Source organism: Pseudoalteromonas sp. BSi20652, from assembly GCF_000239855.1.
GTDB lineage: Bacteria > Pseudomonadota > Gammaproteobacteria > Enterobacterales > Alteromonadaceae > Pseudoalteromonas.
Genome location: NZ_BADT01000058.1, coordinates 32,147 through 48,123, shown reverse-complemented (window position 1 = coordinate 48,123; position 15,977 = coordinate 32,147). Strand labels below are relative to the sequence as shown.

Annotated in this window: 14 protein-coding genes and 2 pseudogenes; 8 read left to right on the top strand and 8 right to left on the bottom strand. The window is 39.9% G+C overall.

Features of this window, described 5'->3' with window-relative positions; translation table 11 throughout:
• Positions 1–55 precede the first annotated feature (55 nt).
• Genes P20652_RS13010 through P20652_RS13025 form a run of 4 tightly spaced genes read left to right on the top strand, consistent with a single transcriptional unit; the run spans position 56 to position 2,993 of the window.
• The gene (locus tag P20652_RS13010) at positions 56–553 is read left to right on the top strand and encodes a TlpA disulfide reductase family protein (protein WP_008167018.1); all 498 of its coding nucleotides are present in this window, start codon (positions 56–58) and stop codon (positions 551–553) included.
• Positions 554–562: 9 nt separating this feature from the next.
• Complete coding sequence (locus P20652_RS13015) at positions 563–784, top strand: DUF4266 domain-containing protein (protein WP_008167016.1); 222 nt, start codon at positions 563–565, stop codon at positions 782–784.
• A complete protein-coding gene (locus P20652_RS13020; protein WP_008167014.1) occupies positions 775–2,082 on the top strand; it encodes a DUF3570 domain-containing protein in 1,308 nt (435 codons plus the stop codon). Before P20652_RS13015 ends, P20652_RS13020 begins: the two co-directional genes overlap by 10 nt.
• 17 nt (positions 2,083–2,099) lie before the next feature.
• Positions 2,100–2,993 carry an FAD:protein FMN transferase gene (locus tag P20652_RS13025; protein WP_008167013.1) on the top strand — a complete coding sequence of 298 codons (894 nt, stop codon included), beginning with the start codon at positions 2,100–2,102 and terminating at the stop codon, positions 2,991–2,993.
• A 29-nt stretch (positions 2,994–3,022) separates the two neighbouring features.
• Here P20652_RS13025 and arfB read toward each other — a convergent pair whose 3' ends face one another.
• Positions 3,023–3,436 carry an alternative ribosome rescue aminoacyl-tRNA hydrolase ArfB gene (arfB, locus tag P20652_RS13030; RefSeq protein ID WP_008167011.1) on the bottom strand — a complete coding sequence of 138 codons (414 nt, stop codon included), beginning with the start codon at positions 3,434–3,436 and terminating at the stop codon, positions 3,023–3,025.
• Positions 3,437–3,647: 211 nt separating this feature from the next.
• On the opposite strand from arfB, the gene P20652_RS13035 reads away from it, so the two are divergent.
• Positions 3,648–4,217, top strand: coding sequence for a hypothetical protein (locus P20652_RS13035; protein ID WP_008167010.1), 570 nt, complete (start codon positions 3,648–3,650; stop codon positions 4,215–4,217).
• A 107-nt stretch (positions 4,218–4,324) separates the two neighbouring features.
• On the opposite strand, the gene P20652_RS13040 is transcribed toward P20652_RS13035, so the two are convergent.
• The 4 genes and pseudogenes from P20652_RS13040 to P20652_RS13050 form a co-directional block, all read right to left on the bottom strand.
• Entirely contained in the window at positions 4,325–5,212 is an 888-nt protein-coding gene (locus P20652_RS13040; RefSeq protein ID WP_008167008.1) for a bile acid:sodium symporter family protein, read from the bottom strand.
• A gap of 233 nt (positions 5,213–5,445) precedes the next feature.
• On the bottom strand, positions 5,446–6,027 hold the full coding sequence (locus P20652_RS13045; RefSeq protein ID WP_008167006.1) for a uracil-DNA glycosylase family protein: 582 nt from the start codon (positions 6,025–6,027) through the stop codon (positions 5,446–5,448).
• Positions 6,028–6,177: 150 nt separating this feature from the next.
• Positions 6,178–6,528: pseudogene (locus P20652_RS20775) on the bottom strand (VOC family protein).
• Between the two features lie 1,557 nt (positions 6,529–8,085).
• Positions 8,086–8,607 carry a lipocalin family protein gene (locus P20652_RS13050; RefSeq protein WP_008167004.1) on the bottom strand — a complete coding sequence of 174 codons (522 nt, stop codon included), beginning with the start codon at positions 8,605–8,607 and terminating at the stop codon, positions 8,086–8,088.
• 130 nt (positions 8,608–8,737) lie between these two features.
• On the opposite strand from P20652_RS13050, the gene P20652_RS13055 reads away from it, so the two are divergent.
• Genes P20652_RS13055 through P20652_RS13065 form a run of 3 tightly spaced genes read left to right on the top strand, consistent with a single transcriptional unit; the run spans position 8,738 to position 10,190 of the window.
• Positions 8,738–9,193, top strand: coding sequence for a YaiI/YqxD family protein (locus P20652_RS13055; RefSeq protein WP_007376692.1), 456 nt, complete (start codon positions 8,738–8,740; stop codon positions 9,191–9,193).
• Between the two features lies 1 nt (position 9,194).
• On the top strand, positions 9,195–9,758 hold the full coding sequence (locus tag P20652_RS13060) for a hypothetical protein (RefSeq protein ID WP_008167002.1): 564 nt from the start codon (positions 9,195–9,197) through the stop codon (positions 9,756–9,758).
• Positions 9,759–9,797: 39 nt separating this feature from the next.
• Positions 9,798–10,190 (top strand): ACT domain-containing protein, encoded by a 393-nt coding sequence (locus tag P20652_RS13065; protein ID WP_008167000.1) that lies wholly within the window; start codon positions 9,798–9,800, stop codon positions 10,188–10,190.
• A gap of 177 nt (positions 10,191–10,367) precedes the next feature.
• Here P20652_RS13065 and P20652_RS13070 read toward each other — a convergent pair whose 3' ends face one another.
• The 3 genes and pseudogenes from P20652_RS13070 to P20652_RS17650 all read right to left on the bottom strand — a co-directional run bounded on the left by P20652_RS13070 (position 10,368) and on the right by P20652_RS17650 (position 15,948).
• The gene (locus P20652_RS13070; RefSeq protein ID WP_008166997.1) at positions 10,368–11,027 is read right to left on the bottom strand and encodes a class I SAM-dependent methyltransferase; all 660 of its coding nucleotides are present in this window, start codon (positions 11,025–11,027) and stop codon (positions 10,368–10,370) included.
• A 27-nt stretch (positions 11,028–11,054) separates the two neighbouring features.
• A complete protein-coding gene (locus P20652_RS13075) occupies positions 11,055–14,705 on the bottom strand; it encodes an AAA family ATPase (protein WP_008166995.1) in 3,651 nt (1,216 codons plus the stop codon).
• Positions 14,702–15,948 (bottom strand): annotated as a pseudogene (locus P20652_RS17650) (exonuclease SbcCD subunit D C-terminal domain-containing protein). The gene P20652_RS13075 and the pseudogene P20652_RS17650 overlap by 4 nt, the downstream one beginning before the upstream one ends.
• Between the last annotated feature and the right edge of the window lie 29 nt (positions 15,949–15,977).

Sequence of the window (15,977 nt, the reverse complement as noted above, 5' to 3'; positions counted from 1 at the left end):
GTTTAGCTAATACAGTTAAATTCGATAATAAAAACCACAAACGGAGCGTTAATAAGTGCCTATTTTTATTCGCCTTATGGTTATGTTTGCAATAATGTTTGCAAGCAGTGTGACTGCAGCGACAGAGCAAGCTAATCCACAACCATTACGTATCTCTAGCGAGCAACAACTAAATAACACACTAGCAGAGTTAAAAGGTCAGGTTGTATTTTTAGACTTTTGGGCGTCGTGGTGTGCACCGTGTCGTAAATCATTTCCGTGGCTCAATGAAATGCAGGCTAAGTACCAAGCGCAGGGTTTTACTGTGTTGGCAATTAACTTAGATGTTGAGCATAAAGACGCACTGTCGTTTTTGGATCAAACACCGGCGGACTTCCCTATTATTTACGACCCAGAGGCAACTATTGGCAAAAAATACGATTTAATTGGTATGCCAAGTAGCTATGTTTTTGGACGTGATGGAAAAATTAAATATCGTCATGTTGGTTTTATCAGCAGTAAAAAAGCTAACTATGAGCAAGAAATAAATCAACTACTTGCGGCGCAGCCTTAAGAGGTCTAAATGAAAAAATTAATAAAAAATAGTGTAATAATTTTGCTAGTCGTATCGGCAACAGGGTGTGCTAGTTTAGGCGTGGAGCCGTGGGAGCGCGATTTGCTTGCCAAAGATGAAATGCTTATGAGCAGTGATTTAGATGCCGCGGTAGACGATCATATTTACTTTAGCAAAGAAGCGTCTAGTGGGGGTCGCAGCTTTGGTGGCGGAGGTTGCGGATGCAATTAATCGAATCTAAAATGCATAAAAACCAAGCGCCTAATATTGCCTCTGCATTAGGGTTAGCAGCGTGTGCATTGCTGGGCACTTCAGCAACTGCACAGGCCGAAATAAACAAAGACTGGCAGTTTGACACCGCCGTTTTGTATTATGGTGAAACCGACCGAGTTATGGCAACCGAGGCCATGATCAACGGTAAAAAAGAATTTGCAGATGATCACTTTTTAAATTTACGGTTAACCTTAGACACGCTTACCGGTGCATCAGCCAATGGCGCCGTAGCGCAACCTGATGTGCAAACGTTTACACGCCCTTCGGGCAATGGTCAGTATGATGTAAAACCTGGCGAAACGCCGTTAGATGATACTTTTCGCGATACGCGTGTTCAGCTTAATGCGCAGTGGACTCAGCCATTAGCGCGTGATTACACATTTAGTTCGGGTGTGCATATTTCAAAAGAATATGATTACTTATCACTGGGTGTTAATGGTAGTCTAGCGATTGATTTTAATAAAAAGAACACCACCCTCTCGTTAGGTGGCAGTTACTTTAATGATACTTTTAACCCTGAAGGTGGTATACCTATTGCGTTTACTTCCATGCCTGTGGGCGATAGTAAAGCCGCAACGTGGGACGATACTTTTAACTCTACGCGTTTAACCGATCAAGATGATAAAACCACGACCGATTTACTCATCGGGGTGACGCAAATTATTAACCGTCGCATGTTGGTGCAATTAAACTATTCGCACTCCATTGTAGATGGTTATCAATCCGACCCGTTTAAAGTATTAAGTGTGGTCAATAGTGAGGGCTTAGCACAAGATTACCTTTACGAAAACCGCCCAGATAAGCGCACAAAGCAAAGTGTGTACTTACAATCTAAAGTTCATTTAGACAGCAGTATTGTTGATGTTTCGTATCGTTATATGTGGGATGACTGGGAAATTAATTCTCATACAGTTGATACGCGTTGGCGCTTACTACTTTGGGATGACAGCTACTTAGAGCCCCACTTTAGATATTATCAGCAGTCTGCTGCTGAGTTTTATCAACCATTTTTAAACGCTGCAGAGGCATTACCACAGTATGCTAGCGCTGATTACCGTATTGGTGAAATGGATGCTTACACGCTAGGACTAGAATACGGCACTAAGTTAAGTAATGGTCATGCGTTATCTTTACGTGCTGAGTATTACACTCAACAGCCTACTAATAATGGTTTTGCAGAACCAGGCGCATTGTCATCGCTTGATTTATTTCCAAGCGTAGATGCGGTAGTGCTACAATTTAGTTATTCATTTTAATAATTTGAGCGACTAACGTGGGTAAACAAGCAATATCAGTACATTCGCAAGGTGCGGGTTTGAGTGTGCAATTTAATGCCATGGCAAGCCCTTGCGAATTATTGCTAGACAGCACCGATACCCATTTAGCTAAGCAGCTTGGCAACCTGGTTGCTAATGAGGTTTGGCGAATAGAGCAAAAATATAGCCGATATAATCCAAATAGTGTGTGCACGGCTATAAATAACAGCCAAGGTAGAGCTGTTTCTATTGATAATGAAACTTTTGCTTTACTGAGCTTTGCCCAGCAATGCTTTAATTTAAGCCAAGGATTATTTGACATAAGTTCAGGTATTTTACGCCAAGTATGGCATTTTGACGGCTCAGATACACTCCCTACCCGCTCGCAAATAAACGCCCTACTGCCTAAAATTGGCTTTGATAAAGTACTCTTTAATGAGAGCACCATTACCTTACCTGCAGCAATGGAGCTTGATTTTGGTGGTATAGGCAAAGAGTACGCGGTTGACAAATGTATTCAGTTACTCAAGCAGCGTAGTAATGTTCCGGCATTGGTTAATTTAGGGGGCGATTTAGCCGTAACCGGTGAGCGAAATGATGCTCAACCATGGCAAGTCGGTATTGAACACCCTGGTTTTGAGCAACAAAAAACCATGGTGGTTTCGCTTCGCAGTGGTGCGCTTGCAACAAGCGGCGACGCTAAACGTTACTTATTAAATAACGGGGTTCGTTACAGTCATATTCTTGACCCAAAAACGGGTTGGTCGGTGATTGATGCACCGCGCTCTATTACTGTGGCTGCACCACAATGTATTCAGGCGGGTATGTTAGCCACACTTGGCATGCTGCAAGGTAGAGGAGCCCATACTTTGTTAGACTCGCAACCCCTCCCACATTGGATCATTCCTTAATGGTTAAGCATAGCTTCAATTGTTAAGGTTTAAATTTTGACACTGCCGCGTAAAGCTTTGTTTTGCCCGTGCTTGGTTTTTTTATCCATGCGTTTGCGTTGCGAATTACGGCTTGGTTTGGTAGCTCTTCGCGCTTTGTTTACCTTTGTTGCGCTTAAAATTAGGTCTTTTAAACGTTTAAGGGCGTCGTCACGGTTAAGCTCCTGCGTACGATGACTTTGCGCTTTAATTATTAAAACGCCATCTTTAGTAATACGCGTATCGTTTAGGGCAAGTAAACGTTCTTTATAAAAGTCAGGAAGCTTAGAGCGATTAATGTCAAAACGTAAATGAATAGCACTCGCTACTTTGTTAACATTTTGACCACCGGCACCTTGCGAGCGAATTGCAGTAAGCTCCAGCTCCCATTCATCTATAGTGACAGTATTTGAAATTGTTAACATTGTGTTCAGCTCTAATTATCAAAAATGCATTATATCATCTGTACATTGACTTGTGGTGAATCAACTTAAATCTTAGATATTTATCCATTTGCCATAATTTGTACTGTAAAACCGGCTAATACATTTTTTTGTATTGGCATATGCAATTATTTAGTTTCTAATTGCGCAGCTCTAGCTTTTAGGGCTTCATATATTAATAGGAAACGCCTACATGAAAAAAATACTCGTATCACTTAGTTTGTTAGCAATGAGCTTTTCTGGTTTTGCAAAAGACATTACTGAAGGTGACTTACAAAACTACATGAAAGCATTACCAGCAGTAACAAGCTGGGCGAGCGCCCAAGACTCTTTACAAGGTCTTGATTTAGGTAGTATGTTGGGCGCTTCTGCTGATCAAACAACATCAGAGCAAGGTTCTTTAGCTAACAGTGCACTGAGCATGATTAAAGACCAAGACCTGTACAAGAGCTTTGAAGGTGTAACGAGTCGTTATGGTTTTACTCCAGAGCAGTTAATTACGGTTGGTTCTGAAGTTTCTATGGCTTACATCGAAAACCTTAAATCTGGTTTATCTGAAAAAAATAAAGAAACAGCCAGTAAAGTTATGGGTGGTTTAAGCAGCATGAAAAGCGCTAAAGACAGTAGTGCTAGTTCGTCAATGGGCTCTTTTGGAAAAACATTAAGCGCTGTTGAATCAAGCGAACCAGTTGTTAGTGAGAGTAACCTTGAGCTTGTGAGCGAATATATGCCACAACTTAAAAAGCTTTTTGCACTACTATAAATTTATTATTTTATAAAAGAAGGTGGCTGTTGCCACCTTTTTTGATGCCTAAATTTTATATTTTTAAGAAAAATTAATAGTTAACTATTATCGTTACAAGTGGGTGTTTATTTATTTCCATGTATAACTTTCATAGTGCGTTTATTTTTAAGTTTTAATGCGCCAATTAATAAAAGTGGGCCTATAAACATAGCAAGACCATATACGCCGCCAGTTACTGCGTATGCTGGTTTATTTAAAAAGCTAATAGCGATTAAAATGGCTAACGATGCATTTTGAATCCCTACTTCAATAGAAAGCGTCAGCGAATCAGTTAAATCTAATTTTGAACTTTTAGCAATCAACCAACCTAACATCATAGAGCCAATATTAAGCGCTATACACGCCCAAAATACATCGTTAAATGAGCTAACTAATAAGTTACGCTCTTTTATTACCAATGCCGCAATCATCGCAAGCATAAAAAATAAAGAGAAGCGCCTAAAAAACGGCTCAATGTTTATAGCAAAATCACTTCTAGAGTGACGTAACCAAATACCAATAGCAACAGGCACCAAGGTAATAGCAAATAACCCAAGTGATGTAGTTAAAATAGAAAAACTAGTATCGTCTGCCGGTGCAAATTGATTCATAGCAAAGCCAATAATAAACGGTGTAGTTACAATGCTAATAGCTGTAGAAGCTGCCGTTAAGCTCACCGAAAGCGCTAAATTAGCTTTAGCGAGTTGGCTTACCACATTTGACATAGTGCCCCCAGGGCATGCAGCTAATATCATTAGTCCAATGGCTATGGGTGTTGGCAAGTTCATTAAATAACATAACCCTAATGCTAATAAAGGCATTGCTACAAGTTGACCAATTAACCCCATAACAATAGCAAGTGGGCTTTTAAATAATCGAGTGAAGTCATTTATTGTAAGCCCAAGACCCATACCAAACATGATAAGCGCAAGGGCTAAAGGAAGTATTACTTCGGTTAATATAGATGCATTCAAATTAGGTAACCTCGATTTTTATTTTTAATAGTGTGTACTGAGAAGTAGAACTATAAACAAAATCTATTTTTTTGTAAGTTAATTAAAGTTTAAGCTGGCTGTAAAGCCCCTTTACGGTAAATATTAAGGTTTGTTTTACGATAATAGAACTGCGTTATAAATCTTGCTCCGCCATTGAGTAGCTCGTAAATTAAATAAATTCTAATCCTGAGAGCTTGTTACGCCCAGTCGTTTTACTTATTTAAAATAGTCGCGACGCGAATGCTAAGTGCGGGTAATACATCGTGTTCAAACCATGGATTCTTTTTAAGCCAAATATTATTGCGTGGGCTTGGATGAGGAAGCACTAAATGAGTTGGCCAATACTCACGCCATGATTTTACTAACTCGGTTAATGTTTGGTTTTTAGTATGTGGTAAATGGTAAGCCTGTGCATATTTACCAAGCACTATTGTTAGCTCAATATTGGGTAATGCAGTCAGTAGTTGCTCGCGCCACGCCGGTGCACACTCTTTTCGTGGTGGTAAGTCGCCCGACCTTCCTTTACCAGGGTAACAAAAACCCATAGGTAAAATAGCAATATTATTGGCGTTATAAAACTCATCACTTGTTAGCCCTAGCCACTCTCGTAAGCGGTCACCACTTGCATCGTTAAAGGGTATGCCTGTTTTGTGTACTTTAATACCAGGTGCTTGACCTGCAATTAAAATATGTGCGTTTGGGTTAAATTGTATTACGGGACGAGCGCCTAAAGGTAAATGAGATTTACAGATCACGCATTTACTAACTTGCTCTATTAATTTACACGTATTCATCTATTTTTGGCCTTAAATGCCTAAAAAACACTCTATTTTGATGCTTTTGCTTAATGAGTTGGTAAAAAATCGGTTTATTTTAACTAAAATCGAGTTTAGTTAGTAAAATTCTGATCTTTGCGTATTAATGACCTGCAGCCCCTATAAAACCTAGTGTTCTTCCGCCCATACAGCAAATTTGTTACCACTTGGCTCTGTAAAGTGAGACCGACAACCACCAGGGAGCTAAAAAATAGGCTTTAATATTGTGCCACCAAATAAGGTTACTTTTTAACGTTGTATGTATGTCGTCGCTGTAAAAATAAGTCGTGCTGCTCTGTGTTGAGTCAGTGATTTGAATGGAGCCTAAAAAATCCCACCGTCTAAGCCTTATCCGCTAAAAGCCGTGTACTCTGGTCCATAGTCAGTAAACTCACAGTTAAATACATTACTAAAATTTTTTCATAGGCGATAAGTCATATGCTGCAACTCTACGTAGTTTAGCTTTCTCTGATCGCTCATTGTCATTTTTACTTTGTATTTTAAAGTACTTAAAAGCTTAAATATTATAGGTAAACGGGCAAATATGGTTGTTTATTTAAGATCATTATTTTACTAAGTAGTTATACACGCAATGATTAAAAATAATAACGAGGGCGTGTTGATCTTTGTTAGTTAATATTTGTTCAATCTAGGGGAGGTTTAATCGCGATACGAAGTTTGTAAACGAGAGAGCTCGGTAACGGCTCCTGCGTCACCCTACTGGCTTACATCTGCGTAAAAATAAGTAAAAACCGAGCAAAGTTTCCACGTTTTGCTCATATCCCTCACCCACATCTATTTAGGCAACAAAGAGTCAACTGTCACTAGAGGGACCAAAGGGCAGCGCATGTTTGGTATTATGCTGCGTTATCGCCTATTTATGAGGAGCAACCACACATCATAGGTTCTGTCTTGCTAGATGGTAAATGACTTGGATCATTATTATACTAATATTAATGGATTAATTTTTATTAATTTATTTTCTGGATAGTATTGATGATTTTTTAAAGGTAAATCAGCTTTTGGGAATGGGCTAACTTACTGTATATAATGTAAAAATATAAAGTTAACGTAGATAAACCGAAAAATTACGTACTCACGAACAATTTAAAAAGCAGATTAAACAAACAGTAATTAATAAGTTTACGGAGCTAAATACATAATTTATTTGCTACTTTTTGGACTCTATTTGCATATTTTTAACTGTTTTTAAGTCGCAAATTTAATTATTTTAAAAATGTATTTAAAAAATGCACTACTAAATAACAAAATAAAATGCTGTTATTAACTGCTTGGATCAATATTTTACTAAGTGTGCTACTTTGTAAAATAATTTAAAGAGGCTATGAAGTGTTATTTATTTTGGCTATATTAATATAAGCATATAAATTTTAAGGATTTTTTATAAAATATTATAGATTGTTCAAAATAGTTTAGTGTTTTAAATAACATATTATTTGTACTGCGTTGCCGTTTTTAGCGCTAAATTAGCTTCAGTTAGTAAAATCGTGATCTGTTATTGGTTATCTAAATTTAGCAAAAAAAATGGCAAGCTATAAAGCCTGCCAAAAATAGGGGGATATTCAGTATGCCAATTACTCGCTGTCTTGTAGCAAGTGTAAGTAATTTAGCAACGGTATATTTAAATTACTTTACAGTGATATGATCATTTAATTACAGCTGTAACAATTAGCTGTTTAGTAACTGTAAAGCCCCTTTACATACCAAGTACTGTTGACCTTCCCGAATTAAAATTTGTTCTATTCAGGGGCGATTTAATTGCGGCGCGAGGTGTGTAACCTAGTGGGATAAGTAACTGCTCCTGCGTTACCCTACTGGCTTACATCCATGTAAGAATAAGTAAAAATCAAGTAACAAAGTGTATATCGGCCCTAGACCAAACCGGCAGCGCATGTTTGGCATCTATTTGTGCTGCGTTACAGCCTATTCATGTGGAGAAACCACATTTCATAGACTCAGCCTTGTTTTAACACCAAACACAGAGCTACACATTTAGCCTCAAAAGATAAACAGACCCTAATGGTTTACCCAAATAATTTCATCGGTAGCAAAACCCAACTGATTTGCTTTAGTTAAAAAGTGCTCTTTAAGCTCTTTGCTAACCGTTGGTGTACGCGACAAAAACCACAAGTAATCTTTGTTGTAACTGGTTATAAATGCATATTGATAATCGGGTTGGTCAAGCTCAAAAATGACGTAAGCGCCATAAAATGGGCCAAAAAACGAGACTTTAAAATGCCCTGTGTCAGTGCCCTCAACAAACTTGGCTAAGCCTTCGGCGTCATCCCATTTTTTATCATCTGTTAAATACCCTTTGTTAAGGACCTTTACCGTGCCATCGTCGTTAATTGAATACGTAGCAGTAACTTGCTCCATACCTTCTTCAAATGAGTGATTGAGCCGCGCTATTTCAAACCACTTGCCTTTATATTTTTGTATATCAAAGTTTTTAACGGGTGTTATTCCCTCAGGAGGGCTGGTGCAAGCACTAAGAAAAAATAGCCCTGTAATAAGTAAACCGTATTTTATAGCCGTCATGTAAGCTCCTTTTTAAATTACATAAATAGTACGTATTATCTAAATATAGATGGATATAAAGTTTGCTAGCCGATTAAAAAAATTTGCTATAGGATCATATTAATTCTAAAGCAATAAAAATGACCATAGCATGAAAATTTGGGTAGATGCAGACGCGTGTCCTGTTGTTATAAAAGAAATACTTTTTAGAGCTGCAGAGCGTATGAAAATCGAGACTATTTTAGTGGCTAATCACGCAATGCGTATTCCGCCGTCAAAATACATAAGCCGCGTTCAAGTATCGTCGGGGTTTGATGTAGCCGACGACGAAATAGTAAAACGTATTGAAAAAGGCGATTTAGTTATTACTGGTGATATTCCGCTAGCAAGTGAAGTAATTGATAACGGCGGGCAAGCACTCAACCCGCGTGGCGAGCTTTATACCACCGAGAATATCCGCTCAATACTCAACGTGCGCGACTTTATGGATACCATGCGCTCAAGTGGCGTAGAAATGAGTGGTGGGCCGCCGCCACTTAGCCAAACCGATCGCCAAAACTTTGCAAATAACCTCGACCGTATTTTAGCGCAAAACAAGGCTAACTAACTTGAATACCCAATTAGTTGGCTTAGGTGATACGCAATTTAGCGTAGCGGTATACGTAGCAAAAGCGCCGCCAATGCCGTTTTTTGAAACACTTGAATGCCTAGAACCGGTTATAAATGAGCAAATAAATACCATAAACCAGCACTGTGGTAATGGTTGGCGCAAAGTGTTTAACGTGTACGCAAAAGTGCTATTTTCCCTGCCAAGTGAGCATTATTCATTTGCTAAACAAGCCTCTACTTGGCAACAATATCGCGATGAGTATTTACTACAAAAAAATAGTAAAACTGCCCTGCTATTTAGCGCGCCTAACATTACTATTACTTGTGCAAATAAAGCTTCTAGCAATAAAAACCAGTTACACATAATTGCAGGGCGTACGCACGCTAAAAACTTATTACAACAAGGTAAGCTTCATGTACAGCTTGATTGGCTCGACGACGAGTTTGCAATAGACACCAGTAACAACATTATTGTGTGCCCATATTTTGATTACAGGCAACTAAGTAATATAAAAATTGCGAGATTAAGCGAGCTAGTCGCGCAGCTAAAAATGACTAAATAACCAGAGTTCAGGTTAAATAACACATTGTAAGGATCGACCATGGCCGGAATTTTAGAGTTAAACGAATTATTAAAATCAATGCAGCCAGCGCTTAAGCAAGGCGAGTATATTTTTTGTTGCTTAGCAGGCTCACTTGCTGATTATGTTCACTTAGCGCCACTTGCCACTTATGTTGAAGAAGAAGGGCTAACCCTTATTTTAAAAGCTGTAACTGCCGACAGAGCAGGTATTACCTATGAAGGTAAATATAATTTAATTACCCTTAACGTACATTCAAGCCTTGAGGCCGTTGGGCTAACTGCTGCGGTATCTGCAAAGCTAACTGAGCATGGCATTAGCGCTAATGTGGTTGCTGCGTTTTATCACGACCATATTTTTGTACAAACAGACAAAGCACAAGCTGCGATGAAAGCACTTGGAGAGATTGGTTAAGTTTACTGACACAGTAAGAAGCTGAGCTAGTACAAGTAATGTTAATATTAGAGCGTCGGGTGGCGCTTCGCTTAACCGACCTACGCTTAGAGAAACTTCGGGGTGTGGAGGGGTTTATATAAAAACACCGAGTAAGCTTACTCGGTGTTTATTTGGCTATATTACTTAAATTTAAAACTATTTGATTACATACCCACTAAAGCCTAGAGCTTTAAAATACAGCTTCGGAATACCAAATTTGCACTCGTTTAACAGTTCGCTAAAGCGCATTCTATCAAGCGGGTAAAACTCATTTTCTAAGTCGTGCCCTGTTTGTGTTTTACCTGTTTCGGTTAAACCCAATTGCGCGCACGTTGTAAGCTGGGCTTCGCGCTCAAATAACGTTTCGGGGCGCATTAAATCTGCAATATAAAGGTTGGCGTCTTTTTTAAGGCTGCCTTTAATCGCTTTTAATAACTCTTTTTTATCGCCGTTATCCTCTACAAAATGCATGACTAATAAACATAAAACAGCATCGGCTTTAACCGATAGTTTATCAACTGGGCCATTATGAATATTTACTCGGCTTGTTATACCTTGCTCGTCAAATTGCTGCTTTGCAATAGCAAGCATATCGGCCGATGTATCTTGCGCAGTAAATTGCCACGTAGAGTTTAGTGCCGCTAATGCGAGTACTTCTTTGCCTGTGCCTGCCCCTACTACCAAAATATGTGCATTGTCGCTTAGTGTTGCTTGTAGTTGCGCGTTAGTGAGCTGATGTAATAATTCATAACCAGGGACTAAACGGGTTATACGGCTATCGTATTGTGCTGCTTGCTCGCCTGTAAACGTTGGCATTGTATTTCCTTGTTTGCAGTAATGTTGTTATAAAACTTCAACTGTGGAATATCCACCTGGCTTTTTCGCTACATGCACTTGAGTGGCTACGCGCTCGCTCATTTGTGTTACGTGCGATATAACGCCTACTTTTCTGCCTTGTGCTTGCAAAGAATCCAAAGCGTCCATTGCAATGCTTAGGGTTTCGCTGTCTAACGTACCAAACCCTTCGTCAATAAACAAAGAATTGATTTGTACTTTGTTTGACGAAAGCGATGCTAAACCAAGTGCAAGCGCTAGCGATACTAAAAATGACTCACCGCCTGAGAGCGTATTAACAGAGCGTTGCTCGTCGGCCATGTCGCGGTCGATAATCGCAATGTCGAGCGTTTGCGCTATGGCGGTTAATTCGTAACGTTTGTTGAGCGTTTTTAAATGACTGTTGGCATAGTGCAGTAATATTTTTAACGTTTGTGTTTGTGCTAAGTTACGCATGGTTTTACCCGTTGCATCGCCCAATACTTTATTAAGCAAGTGCCACTGCTCAACCTGCGTTTTAAGTGTAGTTAGTTCAGCTTGCTTACCTTCAAGCGCCTTTGCGTTTTGGTTGTGTTGCTCAATAGCGGTATTAGTTGCTAGTAGTAAATTTTGCAGCTGCGTTTGTTGCTCGTTTAAGTTGCTTAATTGCGTACTTAAAGCCTCTGCACTTTGTGTTGGTTTATCGCTACTGTTGTGTTTTTCAAGCGTAAGTTGCTGCTGTTTTAATGCGGCGTTTGCATCTGTTAGCGCTTGGGTTAACTGCTCGTGCTGAGTTAAATGCGCTTTAATAGTCTCGCTGCTAAGCGTTAGTAAAATTTTGATCTGTTCGTGTGTTGCACCGCTGTATTGCGCTTTAAAGTCAGCAAACCACTGGTTATAGCGTGCTTCAAGTGTTGCTAGCTCTTGGCTGTTTTCAAGTAAGCGTTGCTCTACATTTTTAAGCGTTATGGTGTGCTCATCTCGTTGTTTTATAGCGTCGTCATAGGCTTTTTGACTCGCTTGAACCTGCGATTGCATTTGCTCTTGCGTACTTGTGAGTTTTGTTTGGTAGTCGTCAGCGCTTATTTGCTCGTTATTAAATAAAGCTAAGCGCTCACTTTGCGAAGCGTTTAATAGCGCTTTAGCTTTTAAAAGCTCTTCATTAAGTGCTTTTAGCGATTGCTCGTTGTTACTTATAAGCGGTGTGAGTTGCTTTATTTGTTCATTAGCTGTGTCTTGACGTTTTTGACTTTGCTCAAGTTGCGTTTGAGTTTGCTGGTACAGCGTAACATGCTCGTGCAGCTGGGTAAGCTCAAGCTTATTGGCCTGTAGTTGCTGCCAAAAATCACTGTTTTCAAATTGGCTATTAAGCATTGTACCGAGCTCGTTAATTTGCGTACTTAGCTCACTATGCTTACTCGTTAATTGGTTTTGATGGTGTGTAAGCTCAAGGTGTTTATTACTCAGTTGCTGCTGTACTTGCTGCTCTGCTTTAAGTGCTGCTAGTAGCTCGTTTACTTTGGTTTGCAGTGTACGTTGGCGTTTTTGCTGCTCAAAGTATTGCGTTTTTTGCTGCGTTAATTGCTTATAAGTTACTTCAAGCTGATCAGGCGTTAAGTCGTTAAGCTCACTACGTGCGCCTTGCATGGTATTTTTAATGTCGAGCTGTTTGGCTTTTGCTGTTTGTATTATTTGCTCAAGTTGTCCGTGTTCAGCAGTTAACACAGCATGTTGAGTTTGGTGCTTATGCAGCTCGCTTTGTGCATGGTCAAATTGCTTTTTAGCTATATTAAAAGCATTTTCAAAATCAATAATTAAGTTATTTAATTGCTGATTTTGAGCTGCCGCATACGGGTGATCCGTTGCGCCGCACACTAAACAAGGCTCATTAGGGCGAAGCTCAGTGCGTAAATGCTCTACGTTTTCGCTAGCTCTTAAACGCGCTTGGTTAAGTGCGTACTCGCTGCCTTTAAGTGCTTGCTCGCTAGTTATTAAATGCTGATTAAGTAAAGTATGGGCTTGCTGGCTTTCATTTAGCTGCTGATTGAGCACTTGCAGGCGTTGAGTGCTTTGTTTTAGCTCTGCGTTAAATTGCTTATAGCGCTCTCGCTGCTCTTTTAAGTAATCAATACTTTTTAGCTGCGCGTCGCAGTGCTCTGCATTAAATTCATTAAGCTGAGTATTTAAAACCTGCAAAGCTGACTGCTCGCTCGTAAGTAACGCCTCGCACTGCTGCACTTTATTATTTTGTATATTTAAACGCTCGCTCTGACCTGCAAGCTCGGTATTAAGAGTTCGGCTTTGTGCAAGGTTTGCGGTTAATTGCTGCTGTGCATTTAAGTAAGTATTAAAGCTTTGCTGATAGTAGCTCCAGTCTTTTGCTAAAACATGCAGCTGTGCATGCTCATTAAGCCATTGCTGGCTTTTAGTTGAGTCGGTATTAGCGAGTTCTAGCTCGTTATTGCTTTGTTTAAGCTGCTGTGTGAGCTCATCAAGTTGAGTTTGCTCTTTGGTTATTTGAGACTCTGTGCCTTTTACTGCTTGAGTTTGCAAAGCAATGCTGCTGTCGAGCTCTCTCGCTTTTGCTATAACGGGCGCTGCATTTTGTTTTTGCTCATTGGCGTTATTAAGTAGCTCGGTATGCTTAGCAAGCGCGGTATTACGCTCGTTAATTACCGCTAAATGATCAACACTTTTAAGTGATGTTATTTGCTGTTCTAACGCCGTATTTTGATCGGTTAACAAAGTAAAACGGCTGCGGTTATCTTTTATTTCAAGCGCTTGTTTAGCTTGTTTTGCCTGCTCGCTTTGTGAGGTAATACTTTCAAGTGCTGAGCTTGCTTGTTGCTGGGTTTGCTGTGCTTGCAGTAAGTTTTGCTCAAGCACTGTAGCTTGCTGATACCAGTTAAGTGCTTTTTCGGTTTTAGTTAGCTCTTTTTTTGTGTGTTCGGTTTGCGTTTTTAAATCGGTTAACTTGGTTTGTTGTAACTCAAGTTCTTCGCTCGTTAACAAGGTATAGCTTTGAAGGCCTGCTTTAAGCGCTTCAAGCTTTGCTATTTGCTCTTTATGGCGTTCAAAAATACGCACGCCAATACGGCTAAATTTATCGGTGCCTGTTAAGCACTCTAAAAGTTGCGCTCGCTCATCGCCAGTGGCTTTTAAAAATGCAGCAAACTCATGTTGCGCTAAAAGTACGGCACGGGAGAACTGCTCAAAGTTAAGCCCTATTTTACTCTCGACTTCTTTTATTGTGTGGCTTTTGTCAGCTATAAGGGTTTCGTCTGGCAGGGTTAATAAAGTGTGCTCTGCTACTTTAAGTTTGCCTGTTACTTTTTTATGGGTGCGTGCAATTGTATAACGCGCACGATAAAGCTGTTTATCTTGCCCTAAAAAGTCGACCTCGGCGTAGCCTTCCCACGTACCTCTGCGTAGTAAGTTTCGCGCATCATTTAGCTTAATGCTGTCGCCGTTAAACTCAATTAAGTTACCTTTATCACCGCGTAGCCTCGCTGTTTTAGTATAAAGCGCTAAACATATCGCATCTAAAAAGGTACTTTTGCCCGCGCCTGTATCGCCTGTTATCGCAAATAAGCCTGCATCTTTTAATGGAGCTTGAGTAAAATCTATTTCAGCGTCAACTATTGAGGCTAAATTATGAATACGAACTGCGGTTATTTTCATAGTTGTTCTTGCTCCGTAAGTTCGTTTATCACGTCACTTAAAAGTGCTTTTAGCTCATCGGGTACGCTTTGCCCTGCCATGTCTTTATCGTTTGCGAATGCCTGTTCTAATAGGTTTAGTGGGTTGAGCATTTCAACTTCGCTTAAATCTTCAAATACGGTGTTGTCGTCATTTTGAGTCGATTGCTCACGTACACGTTCAATACCACAAAATTTAATATGCTTGCCTTCAAGTGCTTGCTCTATTTGTTCTCTGAAGGTGGTGTCGGTATCGCTTGATTTAAGCCTTACACGTAAATAAGGCGCTATTGTATTTTGTGCGGTGTCGAGCGCTTTAATTTGCTCGCATAGTTCGCTTAATGCTACACACTCCCCTTTTGGTAAAATAATTACATCGGCAGAGCGCGGAATGTAAAGGGGGTTTACAGTTGTACTAATATGTTTTTTTCATCAGTAATAAACTCAACAACATTTACTTGGTGCGTGTAGTTACGCTCTGAAAACGACATAGGAATAGGTGTGCCGCTGTAGCGAATAATATCGCTTTTAGCGACTTGTTGCGCTTTGTGTAAATGCCCAAGGGCAACATAGTTTGCTTGTTTACCAAATACATTGGCTGAAATAGACTCTTCCCCACCTATTACTAAGTTACGCTCAGAATCACTTGAGATATCCCCGCCTTTTGCGTGTAAATGCCCCATTACTATTAATGGTGAGTTTTGCTCATTCTCATTAAGAGCTTGTTCTAGTGCAAGCTCGTAAGCTTTTGAAACGCCTTGAGCATAACTAGGGCCGCTTTCGGTTTGGCTAAGTAAACTTACATCGCTTGCACGTAAAAATGGCATAGCGACGATTACAGCGCGTTTACCATTGGTATTTATGGTAATAACAGTTTCATCAGGTGTTGCGACATCAAAGCGCCCTACTACGTGTGTATCAAATTGCGCTAGTAATGGCTGAGCTGCCAAAATACGATTTGCAGAGTCGTGATTACCCGCAATAATTACTACGTGTAATAGTGGACATGCTTTTTTGGCGTCTTTAATAAATTGGTAAAGCTGATTTTCGGCGCTAGCGCTTGGAGTCGCTGTATGATAAATATCGCCAGCAACTAAAAGTAAGTCTATTTGTTGTTCAACAAGAGTGGCTAATAACCATGTAAAAAAGGCTTGATGTTCAACACGGCGGTCGTGTTCGTAAAATTGTTGGCCAAGGTGCCAATCTGAGGTGTGGAGGACTTTCATGTCGCGCTCTTAATTAAACCGTAAGAGCG

Bases quoted from the DNA above. Each gene is read 5' to 3' on its own strand.
- P20652_RS13020 (WP_008167014.1), top strand. From the start codon at position 775: ATGCAATTAATCGAATCTAAAATGCATAAAAACCAAGCGCCTAATATT.
- P20652_RS13050 (WP_008167004.1), bottom strand. From the start codon at position 8,607: ATGACGGCTATAAAATACGGTTTACTTATTACAGGGCTATTTTTTCTT.
- arfB (WP_008167011.1), bottom strand. From the start codon at position 3,436: ATGTTAACAATTTCAAATACTGTCACTATAGATGAATGGGAGCTGGAG.
- P20652_RS13015 (WP_008167016.1), top strand. From the start codon at position 563: ATGAAAAAATTAATAAAAAATAGTGTAATAATTTTGCTAGTCGTATCG.
- P20652_RS13075 (WP_008166995.1), bottom strand. From the start codon at position 14,705: ATGAAAATAACCGCAGTTCGTATTCATAATTTAGCCTCAATAGTTGAC.
- P20652_RS13055 (WP_007376692.1), top strand. From the start codon at position 8,738: ATGAAAATTTGGGTAGATGCAGACGCGTGTCCTGTTGTTATAAAAGAA.
- P20652_RS13045 (WP_008167006.1), bottom strand. From the start codon at position 6,027: ATGAATACGTGTAAATTAATAGAGCAAGTTAGTAAATGCGTGATCTGT.
- P20652_RS13035 (WP_008167010.1), top strand. From the start codon at position 3,648: ATGAAAAAAATACTCGTATCACTTAGTTTGTTAGCAATGAGCTTTTCT.
- P20652_RS13070 (WP_008166997.1), bottom strand. From the start codon at position 11,027: ATGCCAACGTTTACAGGCGAGCAAGCAGCACAATACGATAGCCGTATA.
- P20652_RS13065 (WP_008167000.1), top strand. From the start codon at position 9,798: ATGGCCGGAATTTTAGAGTTAAACGAATTATTAAAATCAATGCAGCCA.